Raw genomic sequence first — 16,557 nt, 5'->3', positions numbered from 1 at the left:
GCTCTTCCTTATTATTTGTTGAGCCAGACGAAATACGTCATGAGCACGAAGATACCCAGGATCATGACCAATGCGTACTGGTAAAGATAGCCCGACTGAAGCCGGCGAACGACACCGGAGATCCAGCCAACGAGCTTCCAGGAGCCGTTGACGATTGCACCGTCGATCAGCGCGCGATCGCCACCCTTCCAAAGACCGGTGCCAAGCGCACGAGCACCGCGTGCTATGACGTTCTCGTTGATCCAGTCCAGGTAGTACTTGTTTTCAAGCAGTGTATAGACCGGCTGGAATGCACGCTTGATGCTCGCGGGCAAAGCTGGGTTGACCATGTACATGTAGTACGAGAGGGCCACGCCAGCCAGGGCAAGCCAGAACGGCGCCGTCATGAAGCCGTGCAACGCCATAGGCACCCAGCCGTGAATGGCCTCGCGCAACTCGGTCATGGCGCCATGCTTGGCGTGGTCGACGTGGATCACACCGTCAAAGAAAGTGCCGAACAGCATAGGCATGAGCGCCATGGCACCGATCACGACTGACGGAATGGCCAACAGTACAAGCGGCAACCAGACCACCCAGGGGGTCTCATGCGGCTTTTCGTCGTGGTGGTGCCCATGTTCATCGTGGGCGTGATGATCATCGTGGTGCGCGTCCGGGTTCTGGTCGTAACGTTCTTTGCCATGAAAGACCAGGAAGTAGAGACGGAACGAGTAGAACGCAGTCACGAACACACCGGCCAGCACGGCAAAGTAAGCGAAACCCGCTGCCGGCAACTGGCTGGCGTGCACTGCTTCAATGATCGCGTCCTTAGAGTAAAAACCCGAGAAGAACGGCGTACCGATCAGGGCAAGGGAGCCCAGCAGGAAGGTGATCCACGTGATGGGCATGTACTTGCGCACTGCGCCCATCCAGCGGATGTCCTGATTGTGATGCAGACCCAGAATGACCGAACCGGCACCTAGGAACAGCAGCGCCTTGAAGAACGCGTGCGTCATCAGGTGGAATACCGCTACCGAGTACGCGGAAGCACCAAGCGCCACGGTCATGTAGCCCAACTGGGAGAGTGTCGAATAGGCGATTACGCGCTTGATGTCATTCTGGATGATGCCCAGGAACCCCATGAAGAGTGCCGTGATCGCCCCGATGACGAGAATGAAGTTAAGCGCGGTATCGGAAAGCTCAAACAGAGGCGACATACGCGCCACCATGAAGATACCTGCGGTCACCATGGTCGCAGCGTGGATCAGCGCGGAAATGGGCGTAGGGCCCTCCATGGAGTCGGGCAGCCACACATGAAGCGGGAACTGCGCGGATTTACCCATGGCTCCGATGAACAGGCAGATGCAGATCACGGTAATCAGCTGCCAGTCTGTACCGGGGAAACCCATGCTTCCAAGCTCTGCCGCCTTGCCAAACGTCTCAGAGTAGTTCAAGGTGCCACCGTACGCGGCAATCAAACCAATACCAAGAATGAAGCCGAAATCGCCGACGCGGTTAACCAGGAATGCTTTCAGGTTGGCAAAAATCGCCGTGGGCCGGTTGTACCAGAAGCCGATCAGCAAATAGGACACCAGACCAACTGCCTCCCAGCCGAAGAACAGCTGCAGGAAGTTGTTGCTCATGACGAGCATCAGCATGGAGAAAGTGAACAGCGAAATGTAGGAGAAGAAGCGGTTGTAGCCGTCGTCTTCGTCCATGTAGCCGATGGTGTAGATGTGCACCATGAGGGACACAAAGGTCACGACACACATCATCATGGCGGTCAGGCTGTCGACCAGAAATCCGACCTCCATCTTGAGGTCGCCGACGACCATCCATTCGTAGAGGGTCTGGTTGAAGTGTGCACCGTCGACCATAACGCTCTGAAGCGTCATGGCAGAAATGATGAAAGCAACCAGCACCCCAAGAATAGTGGCGGAATGGGAGGCTGCCCGTCCGATATGGTTGCCACCAAAGGCTGTGCCGAGAATGCCCGCCAGCGCAGAACCTGCCAGCGGCGCCAATGGCACCGCGAGCAGCATGGAAGCGGAAAGGGTCTGACTCATCTTCTTGTTAACCCTTGAGCGAGTTGAGTTCGTCCACGTTAATGCTGGACTTATTACGGAACAGCAGCACCAGGATCGCCAGGCCAATGGCCGACTCAGCGGCCGCCACCGTCATGATGAAAAACACGAACACTTGCCCGTGCATATCACCCAGATAATGAGAGAACGCCACGAAGTTCATGTTGACAGCCAGGAGCATGAGCTCGATAGCCATGAGCAAAACGATCAAGTTCTTGCGGTTCAGGAAGATCCCGACCACGGACAGGGCGAACAAAATAGCGCCCAAAGTCAAAAAATGCGCGAGTGTCAATGTCATTTCTTGGGCTCCTCCGAGGCAGGGTCTTCGCCCACTGGCGCAGCCGGTGCTTCCCGAGTGGGTTCAATGGAGACCATACGAACCCGATCACGAGCACGCACCCTGATTTGAAGGGCAGGATTGATCGCCTTGCTGTCCTTGCGCCGACGCAGCGTCAGCCCGATGGCTGCGATCATGGCTACCAGCAGAATGACAGCGGCGATTTCCAGCGGGTAAAGATACTTGGTGTACAGGAGCGTACCCAGGGCTTTGGTGTTGGAATATTGCACCACCTGCCCTGCCGCATTCATCACGGTATCAGGTATGACTGGTGCTTCGCTCGAACGGAATCCACCGATCAACACCACCGCCATTTCGAGGGAAATCAAAGCGCCCACCGCCAAAGCCACGGGGAAATGTTTCCAGAAGCCCTGCCTCAGACTGTCGATATTGATGTCGAGCATCATCACAACGAACAAGAACAGGACCATTACCGCCCCCAGGTACACGAGCACCAGCACAATGGCAAGGAACTCGGCCTTTAGAAGCAGCCAAATACCCGAAGCCTGCGAAAAAGCAAGCATCAGGAACAACACCGCATGCACAGGGTTGCGTGCGGTAACCACTCGGAAGGCTGCAAACAGCAGCACAAGCGAGAACACGTAGAAGAAGCCGGTCTGGACGTCCATGGATGGTATCTATCGGTGAGGCGAGCCTGGCTGGGTCACCGGTACTTGGCATCAGCTGCCTTGGCAGCGGCGATTTCGGGCTCGTACCGATCTCCGACGGCCAGAAGCATCTCCTTGGTGAAATAAAGGTCTCCCCTCTTTTCACCGTGGTATTCGAAGATATGCGTCTCGACGATCGAATCGACCGGGCAGCTTTCCTCGCAGAAACCACAGAAAATGCACTTGGTTAGGTCGATGTCGTAACGAGTGGTGCGGCGTGAACCATCATCACGAACGTCGGACTCGATCGTGATAGCCACCGCCGGACAGACGGCCTCGCAGAGTTTGCAGGCGATACAGCGCTCTTCACCGTTGTCGTAACGGCGCAATGCGTGCAACCCCCGGAATCGAGGGGACAAAGGCGTTTTTTCCTCAGGGTACTGCACTGTCACCTTGCGGCTAAAGGCGTACCGGCCCGTCAGGGCCATGCCCTTGAACAACTCCGAGAGCATGAAGCTCTTGAGGAAATCACGAATAGAAAAAGGAGAAGCGGTTACGGAAGCCATGTTTTGATCCCCCGTCCTTAATGCCAAATATTCCAGGGCGAATGCATCCACGCCCCGACGAGAAGCAGCCACACGAGAGTGACCGGAATGAAAATCTTCCAGCCCAGACGCATGATCTGGTCATAGCGGAAACGCGGGAAGGTAGCGCGAATCCAGATGAACATGGACACCACAGCGAAGGTCTTGACTGCCAGCCAGATCCAGCCCGGAATGAAGTCCAGCGCTGCAAAGGGCGAGAGCCAGCCACCGAGGAACATGATCACGGCCAGAATAGACACAAGCCACATGCTGGCATATTCAGCCAGGAAGAACACCGCAAAGCCCATGCCCGAGTATTCGACCATGTGGCCGGCCACGATCTCAGCCTCCCCTTCGACTACGTCGAAAGGATGGCGGTTCACTTCGGCAACGCCTGAAATCAGGTAGACGAAGAAGATGGGAAGAAGCGGTAGCCAGTTCCATGACAAGAGACCAAGGCCATTGCTTGCCGCCATGCCCTTGCCTTGTGCAAGCACAATTTCGGTGAGATTCATGCTTCCAGACACCATGAGCACCACAAGGAAGCAGAAACCCATTGCGATTTCGTAGCTCACCATCTGCGCTGACGCACGCAAGGCCCCCAGAAACGCATATTTGGAGTTGGAAGACCAACCGGCAATGATCACACCGTACACCTCAATCGAGGTGATCGCCATAACCAGCAATAGACCGGCGTTGACGTTTGCAAGCGCGACTTCCGGGCCAAACGGGATCACCGCCCAAGCAGCGAGAGCCGGCATGATGGCCATCAACGGACCAAGAAAGAACAGGCCCTTGGCCGCAGCCGTAGGTTGAATAATTTCCTTGGTGAGCAGTTTGACCGCATCCGCAATAGGTTGCAGCAAGCCGAACGGGCCGACCCGGTTGGGGCCGTGGCGAACCTGCATCCACCCCAGAAGCTTGCGCTCCCACAGGGTCAGGTAAGCGACCGCACCCATCAGAGGCAGAAGCACAACCACAATCTTGATCAAAATCCAGATCACTGGCCAAGCCATCTCGGCCCACCAAGATGCTGCTATGAGGTGCAGCCCCGCGTTGTAAATAGCATCGATCATGCCGAGGCTCCTTGCTTGTCCGCAGCGACAGCATCAGCTGAGGCAACGGTTGAACCACGGGCGTCTGCCGTCAATTGCAGCGAAGGCGCGCGGCGGACAATGCCATCGAGCTCGTAGATGCCGACGCTACGCATAGGAACGCCGTCAGTTTCCAATCGGATTGGAGCAACTGTAGCGTTGCTAAGACGCTCGGATGGCACGGCGGAAACGCTTGCGTCGCCCATGAATTTTTCCAGGACTTCCTGGGAAGAATCCCATGCCATGTGAGGAACGCTGAGCAGATCGCCGAGCACGCGCAAGACCTTCCAGCCCGGACGCGTATCGCCGAGGGGGCGCACCACCGCGTGGAAACTTTGCGCGCGGCCTTCAGCGTTGACGAAGGTGCCCGACGTTTCAGTAAAGGGAGCAATGGGCAACAGCACGTCGCTGATGTCCATGTTGGCCTTGAACGGGCTGAGGGTAACCACCATCTCGCTGGTGTTGATGCCTTGAACGGCGGAAACGCCGTTGGCGGTATCGAACTCCGGCTCGCAATTGAATAGTATTGCGGCCTTTAGCCCGCCCGCAAGCATCTGGCCCGCGTTTTTCCCGCCCTGCCCTGGCAACGCGTTGGCCCATTGCGCGCCTACGGTATTTGCAGCTTCAGTGAGATAACCCACAGAAGCACCGGTATTTTCCGCGATCCAGTTGGCCAATGCCAGAAGGCTGGACGCATTCGCATGATGAGCAGCAGCATTACCAAGCAGAACTGCCTTACGCTCGCCAGACAAAAGCATCCGGGCAATGGCCTGGGCACCACCGTTGGCTTCGCCAAAAGCAGGTGCAGTAACGCCTTTTTCAGCCGCAACCGCAGCGGCGACGTCTGCAAGTGCCTGCACCCACTCTGCCGCATCGCCGAGCATCCAGTGCTGCAGCGGCATAGCCCATGCGTCTGGTGATGTGAGCAGCGCGCTGGAGGTAATGGCAGCAACAGAGCCACCATGACGAACTGCCTGACGGATCCTCTGCGCAAAAAGCGGATGATCCTTGCGCAGGTTGGAACCGACGACCAGCACGGAATGCAGTTCGGACAGCGAGGCGATCGATGTACCCAGCCAGCGAACGCCTTCTGATTGAGGAAATTCGTTGTGACGGAGGCGGTAATCGATGTTCTCGCTTCCGATTCCGCGCACCAGGGCGCCAGCCAAGTACAGTTCTTCAAGCGTACTGTGCGGACTAACCAGAGCACCGATGCTGCCAGCACCGTGCTGCGTCTTGATCTGGCTCAGGCCGTTGGCGACATATTCAAGCGCGGTCTGCCAGTCGACTTCCTTCCATTCGCCGCCCTGCTTCAGCATCGGGGACGTCAGGCGTTCGGAGCCATTCAGCGCTTCGTAAGAGAAACGGTCTCGGTCGGCGATCCAGCACTCATTGACCGCATCGTTCTCGAGCGGCACAACTCTCATGACACGGTTGTTCTTGACCTGAACGATCAGGTTGGCACCGGTTGAATCGTGCGGACTGACGGATTTTCGACGCGACAACTCCCAAGTACGGGCGCTGTAGCGGAAGGGCTTGCTAGTCAGGGCGCCAACAGGGCAGATGTCGATCATGTTGCCCGACAGCTCGGAATCAACGGAGTGACCCACAAAAGTCTCAATCTCGGCGTGCTCACCGCGATTCGACATGCCCAACTCCATGACACCCGCGATTTCCTGGCCGAAGCGAACGCATCGCGTGCAATGGATGCAGCGCGTCATTTCTTCCATGGAAATCAGTGGGCCCACGTCCTTGTGGAACACGACGCGCTTTTCTTCCTCGTAGCGTGAGTCGGATCCGCCGTAGCCCACCGCCAGATCCTGCAGCTGGCATTCACCACCTTGATCGCAAATAGGGCAATCAAGCGGATGATTGATAAGCAGAAACTCCATGACCGACTTTTGGGCGGAGATGGCCTTGTCGCTCTTGGTGCGCACGATCATGCCTTGCGTGACCGGAGTCGCACATGCAGGCATCGGCTTCGGAGCTTTTTCTACATCTACCAAGCACATGCGGCAGTTGGCAGCAATGGAAAGCTTCTTGTGATAGCAAAAGTGCGGAATATAGGTGCCGGCTTTGTCGGCGGCATGCATGATCATGCTGCCCTCCGCAACCTCCACCTTCTTACCGTCGATATCGATTTCAACCATGGCGCTTCTTCTGCCGGATCAAACGTAAGCCGGGACCATGCAGGTCTTGTGCTCGACGTGGTGTTCAAATTCGGGACGGAAATGCTTCAGCATGGCGCGCACAGGCATGGCCGCTGCATCGCCGAGCGCGCAGATAGTCCTACCCATGATGTTGCCCGCCACTGAGTCAAGCAGATCCATGTCGCTCGGCCTACCTTGGCCATTCTCGATGCGGTCTACCATGCGCCAAAGCCAGCCCGTACCTTCTCGGCAAGGGGTGCATTGGCCGCAAGATTCGTGCATATAAAAGTACGAAAGGCGCTGAAGCGACTTCACCATGCAACGCGAATCGTCCATGACAATGACGGCACCAGAACCGAGCATGGAACCGGCTTTGGCGATGGAGTCGTAATCCATCGTGCAGTCCATCATGATCGAAGCAGGAAGCACTGGCGATGAAGAACCACCTGGAATCACGGCCTTTAGCTTTCGTCCGGCGCGTACACCGCCCGCCAGTTCCAGCAGGACCGAAAATGGGGTTCCCATAGGAACCTCAAAGTTGCCAGGACGCTCAACATCACCGCTCACCGAATAAATCTTGGTGCCACCGTTGTTCGGTTTTCCGCACTCCAGGTAGGCCGCACCGCCGTTGCGGATGATCCAGGGCACAGCTGCGAATGTCTCGGTGTTGTTGATGGTTGTCGGCTTGCCGTACATGCCGAAGCTCGCTGGGAACGGGGGCTTGAAGCGTGGCTGGCCCTTTTTACCTTCCAGTGACTCCAGCAGACCGGTTTCCTCGCCACAAATGTAGGCGCCAAAACCATGATGGGCATGAAGCTGGAAATCAAAGCTGCTTCCCAGGATACCCTTACCCAGGTAACCCGCGGCTCGTGCTTCAGCGAGTGCTGCTTCGAAGCGCTCATACACCTGGAAGATCTCGCCGTGAATGTAGTTGTAGCCCACACTGGTACCCATGGCGTAGGCAGCGATCGCCATGCCTTCGATCACGATGTGCGGGTTGTACATGAGGATGTCACGGTCCTTGCATGTACCCGGCTCTCCCTCGTCGGAATTGCAGACAAGGTATTTTTGACCGGGAAACTGACGCGGCATGAAGCTCCACTTCAGTCCGGTCGGGAACCCCGCACCACCACGACCACGCAAGGAAGATTCTTTGACCACCGCAATCACTTGATCCGGCGTCAAACCCTCGCCGCCATCGCGCCCGAGGATCTTGCGCAGCGCCTGATAGCCGCCGCGGGCTTCGTAGTCCTTGAGACTCCAGTTCGCGCCATTAAGCCCGGCATAAATCTGCGGGGTGATATGACGATCATGGAAGCATGTTTCAACGCCGCTGGAGGCAAACTGCGACAAAACCTGTGAAGCGTTCATTGGCTGGCCTCCGCGTTCTTTAGGCCGTCAATCAGCTGGTCGACCTTGTCTTCGGTCATGAAGCTGCACATGGTGCGGTCGTTCACCAGCATGACGGGAGCATCGGCGCAGGCGCCGAGACACTCACATTGCTGAAGCGTGAACAGGCCGTCGGCCGTGGTTTCGCCGGCGCTGATGCCCAGCCTTTGCTCAAGGTGCGCCAAGGTTTTGGCGCCATCACGCAATTGGCAAGGCAAGTTGGTACACACATTCAACTTGTAGCGACCGACTGGGCGCTGGTTGTACATGTTGTAGAAACTGGTTACCTCGTGCACTGCGATAGGTGCCATGCCCAGATAAGCGGCCAAAGCACGCTCGGCCTCCGGACTGACCCACCCCTGCTCTTGCTGGATGATGGACAAGCAGGCCATCACCGCCGACTGCTTTTGCTCAGCCGGATATTTTGAAACCTCGCGGGCAAAACGCTCAAGCGTGGCCGCGGAAAACGATGCAGCCATGGGGACAGCGCTCGCCTGTGAAGACACATCAGAGATCATCGATCAATCTCTCCAAATACGATATCTAGCGTACCAATGATGGCCACTGCGTCGGCCAGCATATGGCCCCTTGCCATTTCATCTAGCGCGGCCAAGTGGGCAAAACCAGGTGCGCGAATTTTCAGCCTATAAGGCTTGTTGGCTCCGTCGCTCACGAGGTAAATACCGAACTCACCTTTGGGGTGCTCCACGGCCGCATACGCCTCGCCTTCGGGCACGTGCATGCCTTCGGTGAAGAGCTTGAAGTGGTGGATCAACTCTTCCATATTGGTCTTCATGGCCACACGCGATGGTGGCGCAACCTTATGGTTGTCAGTGATCACCGGGCCCGGGTTCGCCCGCAGCCAATCGACACACTGCTTGATGATGCGATTCGATTCGCGCATCTCGTTCACGCGAACGAGATAGCGGTCGTAACTGTCGCCAGTCTTGCCAACGGGAATATCAAAGTCCAGACGGTCGTACACCTCGTAGGGCTGCTTTTTGCGCAAATCCCACTCGATACCGGAACCACGCAGCATGGGGCCAGTCATGCCCAGATTGAGGGCACGCTCTGCACTCACAACGCCCACGCCAACTGTGCGCTGCTTCCAGATGCGGTTGTCGGTGAGCAGAGTTTCATACTCGTCGACAAGCCGGGGAAAACGCTTGGTGAAATCATCGATGAAATCGAGCAGCGAACCCTGGCGAGCGGCGTTTTGTTGCTCCACAGCCTTGACTCCGCGGATCTTGCTGCGGTACTGCGGCATGGTGTCCGGCAGATCGCGGTAGACACCGCCAGGACGAAAGTAGGCCGCATGCATGCGCGCACCCGAAACCGCTTCATACACGTCGAACAGATCTTCCCTCTCGCGGAAGGTGTAGATCAGTATGGTGGAAGAGCCGCAATCGTTGCCGTGCGAACCCAGCCACATGAGGTGATTGAGCAGGCGCGTAATTTCAGAGAACATTACGCGGATGTATTGGGCGCGAATAGGCACCTCAATACCGAGCAACTTCTCGATGGCCAGGCAGTATGCATGCTCATTGCACATCATGGACACGTAATCTAGACGGTCCATGTAGGGCAAAGACTGTATGAAAGTCTTGTGTTCAGCAAGCTTCTCGGTTGCCCGGTGCAGCAAGCCGATGTGTGGGTCAGCACGCTGCACAACCTCGCCGTCGAGCTCAAGCACAAGCCTCAGCACGCCGTGAGCAGCAGGGTGCTGCGGACCAAAGTTCAGGGTGTAGTTCTTGATCTCAGCCATGAGTCAAATAAGCCAAAGGCGCCGAGGCGCCTTTAGTGCAGCCCCCCGTAGTTTTCTTCTCGAATGACGCGCGGAGTCACCTCGCGCGGTTCAATGCTCACAGGCTCGTAAACCACACGCTGACGCTCCGCGTCGTAGCGCATTTCGACATGCCCGGAGAGCGGGAAATCTTTGCGGAACGGGTGACCAATGAAACCGTAGTCGGTCAAAATGCGACGCAGATCAGCGTGGCCCTCGAACAAGATGCCAAAAAGATCAAAGGCTTCGCGTTCGAACCAGTTAGCCGAATTCCACAATTCATTCACTGAGGGAACGACTGGGAATTCATCGTCTGAGCAAAATACACGCACGCGCACACGCTGGTTCAGGCTGACCGAGAGCAGATGAGACACCACGGCGTAACGCGAACCCTCCCAGCGACCATCGCCATAGGCGGAGTAATCGACTCCGCAGAGGTCTAGAAGCTGCTCAAAGCGGCATTTTTCACTGCTTTGAAGAGCCTTCATGGCAGCCAAATAATGCTCCGGCCGAACCGTCGCAGTCACCTCACCCAGGGCAACAGTCACATTTTGAGCACGATCACCCAAGACGGCAGCGACCACATCTCTTAGCGCCTCTGGCGCAATTGCGTAATCAGCCATACCTACACCCGCGCAATGGTATTGGTGCGGCGCACCTTTTGCTGCAATTGGATGATGCCGTACAGCAATGCCTCCGCAGTAGGGGGACAGCCTGGGACATATACATCTACCGGAACAATGCGGTCGCAGCCACGCACTACCGAATAACTGTAATGATAGTAACCACCGCCGTTGGCACAGGAACCCATGGAGATCACCCAGCGAGGCTCCGCCATCTGGTCGTAGACCTTACGAAGAGCCGGAGCCATTTTGTTGCAGAGCGTACCCGCAACAATCATGAGATCCGACTGACGCGGACTGGCCCGAAACACCTCCGCACCAAAACGACCGATGTCGTAGCGCGCGGCGGCAGCATGCATCATTTCGACAGCACAGCAAGCCAGACCGAATGTAACCGGCCATAGCGAACCAGTCTTGGCCCAATTCATCACCGAGTCGAAACTGGTGGTGACGAAGCCCTTCTCCATCATGCCTTCGATCATGTGCGAGGTCCTGAGTGTTTGAGGGTTACGTTCTTCGCCTGCATCTTCATTCCCAGTCCAGCGCGCCCTTCTTCCATTCGTAGACGAATCCGACAACCAGAATCGCAAGGAAGATCACTACAGCCACAAAGCCAGCGAGCCCGACATCCTTAAGCGCAACAGCCCAAGGAAAAAGGAAAGCAATTTCCAGGTCGAACAAAATAAAGAGAATGGCAACGAGGTAGTAGCGCACATCGAATTTCATGCGCGCATCTTCAAATGCCTCGAAACCACACTCGTACGGGGAGTTTTTGGCCGCGTCAGGCCGATTGGGACCCAAGAAGGCACCCATTCCGAGACATAAAGCCCCGACAGCCAAGCCAACCAGAATAAATATTAATACAGGAAGGTATTGGGCCAGGCTCATGGGATTCACTCTCTCATGACCGAAGGCGCCTGGCCTTCGGTGCTTTATATGGTGCCGTCGGCGAGACTCGAACTCGCACAGCTTTCGCCACTACCCCCTCAAGATAGCGTGTCTACCAATTTCACCACGACGGCTGATTCTAATTCTATTTCAGCGATGCCCTTCTTAGGAGGGTTTCAATGTTCGCCTACTGAATCTAGGAGTTTACCCTGAAAATTGACTACTTTCAGGGTGCGAGCAATGTTTTTTATTCAACTTGCACGAATCTTACTTCGAAGGGATCTGCGCAGCGCCAGAAGCTGCCGCCGCCGGAGGCACCGCAGGCACGGGCACCTCAGCGCCAGCCGCCGGGATGGGCGAGGCACTGCCTGATGGAATGGCCGCTGCACCCGAAGGCTCCGCCTGGGAAGCACCCGGAGCAACCGCCGCACGCTCCAGAACGCTACCAGTAGGGGCCGGTGCGGAGCGAGGACCCGTACCAAAATACGCCAACGCCAAGGTGCACGCAAAGAACACCGTTGCAAGTGCAGCGGTTGAACGCGACAGGAAGTTGGCGCTACCGGAAGCTCCGAACAAACTGCCCGAAGAGCCACTGCCGAATGCTGCGCCCATGTCGGCGCCCTTACCGTGCTGTACCAGAATCAAGCCAACCATGGCCAGAGCCGAAAGAATCTGTGCTGCAAGCAACAGGTTCAAGAGGATGTTCATTCAGTTACTCCAAATTTTCAGCGGCAGGCACCAACTAGGCCTTGGCCGCCATGATGATTTTCAAAAAGTCAGCCGCCTTGAGTGACGCGCCACCGATGAGGCCGCCGTCGATGTCAGGCTGTGACAAGAGTTCTGCAGCATTCGATGCATTCATGCTGCCGCCATAGAGAATGCGAACGCGCTCAGCGTGCTCGGTAGCCGCCCGGATTTGCGCGCGCAGAACAGCATGCACACTCTGCGCTTGCTCAGGCGTTGCTGTCTGGCCGGTGCCAATAGCCCATACCGGCTCGTAGGCAACCACGATTTCGCTGACGCAATGCCCATTCAGGTGAATGACTGCCGAGAGCTGACGCTTGACGATGAATTCGGTCATTCCCGCCTCATGCTCGCGCAACGTCTCGCCGACACAGACAATGGGGGTAATGCCTGCGGCAAGTGCGCGCTTGGCTTTGAGTGCCACGTGCACATCGCTTTCAGCCTGGTGCTGACGTCGTTCGCTGTGTCCTACGATCGCATAGCGAACGCCGTAGTCCTTCAACATTTCAGCCGACACATCTCCTGTGTAGGCTCCGTGGTCATGCATGGACACGTTCTGCACACCAAGCTCGATCGGGGAGCCGTCGAGCAGGCCGCGCAGTTGCGCCAGATAGATGGCAGGCGGACACACTGCAACGTCGCACTCAGGTTGGCCGATACCGCCCAGCAAATCGCCCACCAGCGCGGCGTTTGCAGCCAGGCTGCCGTTCATCTTCCAGTTGCCGACGATCAGTTTCTTGCTCATGCCGGTTTCCTTTTCCTCTTCTCTTGTCAGTTCCAGGTCAGCACGATCTTGCCGATGTGCTGGTTACTCTGCATCAGCGCATGCGCGCGCGCTGCACCGCTAGGCATAGCGCCTTCAGCCTCCAATGCTGAAAATACACTGTGAATCACAGGCTTGATTCGCCCATTCTCCAGCCATGGCCAGACATTTTTCTTGAGAGCCGCGGCAATGGCACCTTTGAAGGCCACAGGGCGAGGACGCAAGGTCGAGCCCGTGATGACCAAACGTTTGCGCAGCACCGCGCCCGCGTTGAATTCAGCCTTGACACCACCTTGGACAGCGATGATCACCAGGCGACCATCTTCGGCCATGCAATCGACCTCGCGGCGGACGTATTCACCCGCCACCATGTCAAGGATGACGTCTACGCCCTTTCCACCGGTCAACCTCTTGGCTTCCTCGGAAAAATCGACAGCTTTGTAGTTGATCGCGTGGTCAGCACCCAGTTGAAGCATGGCTGCACACTTCTCGTCGGAACCGGCAGTTGCGATAACCACCGCGCCCGCGGCCTTGGCCATTTGAATGGCCGTGACGCCGATGCCGCTCGTCCCGCCTTGGATCAAGATGGTTTCGCCGGCTTGAAGGCGACCCCGGTCAAACACGTTACTCCAAACGGTGAAGAAGGTTTCGGGCAGTGAAGCAGCCTCGATGTCGGTCAGACCATGCGGAATTGGCAGGCATTGCGCCACTGGCGCAACGCACTGCTCGGCATAGCCGCCACCGGCTACCAGGGCGCAAACCCGATCGCCGACAGCCAACCCTGCTTCCTTCATGGCTTGTGCGTCCCCGGACTGGATGACCCCCGCTACTTCAAGGCCCGGCAGGTCAGATGCGCCAGGCGGCACAGGGTAGTGCCCCATGCGCTGAAGCACGTCCGGCCGGTTGACTCCCGATGCGGTCACGCGAATAAGCACTTCACCCTGACCCGCAACGAGCGCAGCGCGCACGGCAGGCACAAGCACTTCGGGAGCCCCATATTCTCGGATTTCAATGCATTTCATAAGCGAATCGACCTTCAAGCGGATGCGGATACAGATGCGGATACAGATACGAAAGTGTGTGCCGGGGTGATTCCCGGCACAACAGATTTCGATTACTGCTGTTGCTGCTGTTGCTGTTGCTGCTGATCTGCCTCAGCGCCGCGATAGTCGGAGCCTTGACGGCTATCACGGTCACCGCGTTCGGCGCGTGGTGGGCGCTCCGAACGCTCCGAACGCTCCGAGCGCTCTTCGCGCAAAGGACGGTCAAGTAGGGCCTTCATCGACAGCTTGATGCGGCCTTTTTCGTCGGTCTCCAGAACCTTCACGCGCACGACCTGACCTTCCTGGAGGTAGTCGGCGACCTTCTCCACGCGCTCGTGCGCGATCTGGCTGATGTGCAGCAGTCCGTCTTTGCCGGGAAGAATATTAACCAAAGCACCGAAATCGAGCAGCTTGACCACCGGACCTTCGTAGACCTTGCCGATCTCGGCTTCTGCGGTGATCTCCTCAATGCGACGCTTCGCTTCGTCAGCCTTGGCGGAGTCGTTGCTGGCGATGGTAATGGTGCCGTCTTCTTCGATGTTGATCTGGCAGCCGGTTTCATCGGTCAGCGCACGGATAGTGGCTCCACCCTTGCCGATCACGTCGCGGATCTTCTCGGGGTTGATCTTCATGGTGAACAGCTTCGGCGCGTAGCTGGAGATCTCGGTCTTGGCCTCGCCCATGGCTTCCTGCATCTTGCCCAGGATGTGCATGCGTGCTTCTTTGGCCTGTGCCAGTGCGACCTGCATGATCTCTTTGGTGATGCCCTGGATCTTGATGTCCATCTGGAGCGCGGTGATGCCATTGGTGGTACCTGCCACCTTGAAATCCATGTCACCCAGGTGATCTTCGTCGCCGAGGATGTCCGTCAGCACGGCAAATTTGGCGCCTTCTTTGATGAGGCCCATCGCAATGCCGGCCACATGCGCCTTCATGGGCACACCAGCGTCCATCATGGACAGGCAACCCCCGCAGACCGAGGCCATGGAGGAAGAGCCGTTTGACTCAGTGATCTCGCTCACTACGCGAATCGTGTAGGGAAACTCGTCCTTGGCTGGCAGGCAGGCTGCAAGCGCGCGCTTTGCCAGGCGGCCATGGCCAACTTCGCGGCGCTTGGTGGAGCCCATGCGGCCCACCTCGCCGGTGGCGAAAGGAGGCATGTTGTAGTGAAACAGGAAGCGATCTTCGAACTCGCCAGCCAGAGCATCGATGCGTTGTGCATCGCGCTCGGTTCCGAGCGTGGTAACAACCAGTGCCTGGGTTTCACCGCGCGTAAAAAGCGCCGAGCCGTGAGTACGCGGAAGCACGCTGTTGCGGATTTCAATGGGCCGCACCGTGCGCGTGTCGCGCCCGTCAATGCGAGGTTCGCCTGCCAGGATCTGGCCGCGAACAATTTTTGCTTCCTGCTCGAACAGCAGATTGTCGAGCTCGACCGAATCAAACTCGACGCCCTCGTCTTTCAAGGCTGCCTTGACCGATGCATAGGCTTCGCGCACGGCTTGAGTACGAGCCTGCTTGCTGCGGATCTGATAGGCGTCGCGCAGCTTGCCTTCGGCCAGCGCTCCGACCTTCTCGATGAAAGGCTCGTCCTTGGCTTCAGGGGCCCAGGCGCCGGTTTCGGTCCACAGAGGCTTGCCAGCTTCACGCACCAACTCGTGAATGGCGTTGATAGCAATCCTGCCTTGCTCGTGGCCGAACACGACCGCACCCAGCATTACATCTTCAGGCAGTTGCAACGCTTCGGACTCAACCATAAGCACGGCGCTTTCGGTGCCAGCAACCACCAGATCCATCTGGCTGTCGGCGCGAGCCGTTTTGCCAGGGTTGAGCACGTACTGACCATTCACATAGCCTACGCGCGCAGCGCCGATCGGGCCATTGAACGGGATGCCGCTAACGGACAACGCAGCACTGACGGCGATCATGGCGGCAATGTCGGCATCCACCTCAGGGTTCAACGACACGGTGTGGATGACCACGTGCACTTCGTTGAAGAAACCTTCAGGGAACAGGGGGCGAATCGGACGATCAATCAGGCGGCTGGTGAGGGTTTCCAGTTCGCTGGGCTTTGCCTCGCGCTTGAAGAAGCTGCCAGGAATTTTTCCGGCAGCATAGGTTTTCTCGATGTAATCGACCGTGAGAGGAAAGAAATCCTGGCCTGGTTTAGCGGTTTTGCTGGCAACCACTGTGGCGAGTACTACGGTGCCCTCGATATCGACCAGGACGGCGCCCGTGGCTTGGCGAGCAATCTCGCCGGTTTCCATGACGACGGTCTTGTCGCCCCATTGGAAAGACTTGGTAATTTTGTTGAACATGCTCATAGTTGCTCCTGTGTTGTTCCCGAGTTGAAGGCGGCTCACAACTGAGCCACCGAACTTGGAGCCAGATTCAGAAAACGATGCCATTCCAGCAGGCGCCTTCATTCTTCAAGGCAGTTGATGGAATGACACAGCTTCGATCTAAAGCCGAACTCCAATAAAAAAATAAAAAC

16 protein-coding genes and 1 tRNA gene are annotated in these 16,557 nt (G+C 57.2%); all 17 read right to left on the bottom strand.

The features are described 5' to 3' along the window. Positions 1 to 11: 11 nt before the first annotated feature. A complete protein-coding gene (gene nuoL / locus AAAK34_RS10625; protein ID WP_231693015.1) occupies positions 12 to 2,042 on the bottom strand; it encodes an NADH-quinone oxidoreductase subunit L in 2,031 nt (676 codons plus the stop codon). 7 nt (positions 2,043 to 2,049) lie between these two features. Beyond that, positions 2,050 to 2,358: an NADH-quinone oxidoreductase subunit NuoK gene (nuoK, locus tag AAAK34_RS10620; protein WP_231693014.1), complete on the bottom strand. Its 309-nt coding sequence runs from the start codon at positions 2,356 to 2,358 to the stop codon at positions 2,050 to 2,052. Further along, positions 2,355 to 3,026, bottom strand: a complete 672-nt coding sequence (locus tag AAAK34_RS10615) for an NADH-quinone oxidoreductase subunit J (RefSeq protein WP_231693013.1) — start codon at positions 3,024 to 3,026, stop codon at positions 2,355 to 2,357. Before AAAK34_RS10615 ends, nuoK begins: the two co-directional genes overlap by 4 nt. A gap of 35 nt (positions 3,027 to 3,061) precedes the next feature. After that, positions 3,062 to 3,571, bottom strand: coding sequence for an NADH-quinone oxidoreductase subunit NuoI (gene nuoI / locus AAAK34_RS10610; protein WP_231693012.1), 510 nt, complete (start codon positions 3,569 to 3,571; stop codon positions 3,062 to 3,064). A gap of 17 nt (positions 3,572 to 3,588) precedes the next feature. Continuing rightward, positions 3,589 to 4,665 carry an NADH-quinone oxidoreductase subunit NuoH gene (gene nuoH, locus AAAK34_RS10605; RefSeq protein WP_231693011.1) on the bottom strand — a complete coding sequence of 359 codons (1,077 nt, stop codon included), beginning with the start codon at positions 4,663 to 4,665 and terminating at the stop codon, positions 3,589 to 3,591. Next, on the bottom strand, positions 4,662 to 6,833 hold the full coding sequence (gene nuoG, locus AAAK34_RS10600) for an NADH-quinone oxidoreductase subunit NuoG (RefSeq protein ID WP_231693010.1): 2,172 nt from the start codon (positions 6,831 to 6,833) through the stop codon (positions 4,662 to 4,664). Before nuoG ends, nuoH begins: the two co-directional genes overlap by 4 nt. An 18-nt stretch (positions 6,834 to 6,851) precedes the next feature. Then, the gene (gene nuoF / locus AAAK34_RS10595; protein ID WP_231693009.1) at positions 6,852 to 8,204 is read right to left on the bottom strand and encodes an NADH-quinone oxidoreductase subunit NuoF; all 1,353 of its coding nucleotides are present in this window, start codon (positions 8,202 to 8,204) and stop codon (positions 6,852 to 6,854) included. After that, entirely contained in the window at positions 8,201 to 8,701 is a 501-nt protein-coding gene (gene nuoE, locus AAAK34_RS10590) for an NADH-quinone oxidoreductase subunit NuoE (protein ID WP_231693008.1), read from the bottom strand. The genes nuoF and nuoE overlap by 4 nt, the downstream gene beginning before the upstream one ends. Before the next feature lie 35 nt (positions 8,702 to 8,736). Next, entirely contained in the window at positions 8,737 to 9,987 is a 1,251-nt protein-coding gene (locus AAAK34_RS10585; RefSeq protein ID WP_231693007.1) for an NADH-quinone oxidoreductase subunit D, read from the bottom strand. 32 nt (positions 9,988 to 10,019) lie between these two features. Continuing rightward, positions 10,020 to 10,628, bottom strand: coding sequence for an NADH-quinone oxidoreductase subunit C (locus tag AAAK34_RS10580; RefSeq protein ID WP_231693006.1), 609 nt, complete (start codon positions 10,626 to 10,628; stop codon positions 10,020 to 10,022). A 2-nt stretch (positions 10,629 to 10,630) separates the two neighbouring features. Next, entirely contained in the window at positions 10,631 to 11,110 is a 480-nt protein-coding gene (locus AAAK34_RS10575; protein WP_231693005.1) for a NuoB/complex I 20 kDa subunit family protein, read from the bottom strand. Between the two features lie 46 nt (positions 11,111 to 11,156). Further along, positions 11,157 to 11,516, bottom strand: a complete 360-nt coding sequence (locus AAAK34_RS10570) for an NADH-quinone oxidoreductase subunit A (RefSeq protein ID WP_231693004.1) — start codon at positions 11,514 to 11,516, stop codon at positions 11,157 to 11,159. Positions 11,517 to 11,565: 49 nt separating this feature from the next. Next, positions 11,566 to 11,650 (bottom strand) — tRNA-Leu (locus AAAK34_RS10565). A gap of 133 nt (positions 11,651 to 11,783) precedes the next feature. Beyond that, positions 11,784 to 12,224 (bottom strand): preprotein translocase subunit SecG, encoded by a 441-nt coding sequence (gene secG / locus AAAK34_RS10560; RefSeq protein WP_231693003.1) that lies wholly within the window; start codon positions 12,222 to 12,224, stop codon positions 11,784 to 11,786. A 34-nt stretch (positions 12,225 to 12,258) separates the two neighbouring features. Next, entirely contained in the window at positions 12,259 to 13,005 is a 747-nt protein-coding gene (tpiA, locus tag AAAK34_RS10555; protein WP_231693002.1) for a triose-phosphate isomerase, read from the bottom strand. 26 nt (positions 13,006 to 13,031) lie between these two features. Next, positions 13,032 to 14,045 (bottom strand): NAD(P)H-quinone oxidoreductase, encoded by a 1,014-nt coding sequence (locus tag AAAK34_RS10550; protein WP_231693342.1) that lies wholly within the window; start codon positions 14,043 to 14,045, stop codon positions 13,032 to 13,034. 92 nt (positions 14,046 to 14,137) lie between these two features. Then, a complete protein-coding gene (gene pnp / locus AAAK34_RS10545; RefSeq protein ID WP_231693001.1) occupies positions 14,138 to 16,387 on the bottom strand; it encodes a polyribonucleotide nucleotidyltransferase in 2,250 nt (749 codons plus the stop codon). Positions 16,388 to 16,557 lie beyond the last annotated feature (170 nt).

The organism is Ottowia caeni, assembly GCF_050821495.1.
GTDB classification, from domain to species: domain Bacteria; phylum Pseudomonadota; class Gammaproteobacteria; order Burkholderiales; family Burkholderiaceae_C; genus Ottowia; species Ottowia caeni.
The sequence above is the reverse complement of the archived record's forward strand: the minus strand, read 5'-3'. Positions and strand labels throughout refer to the sequence as shown.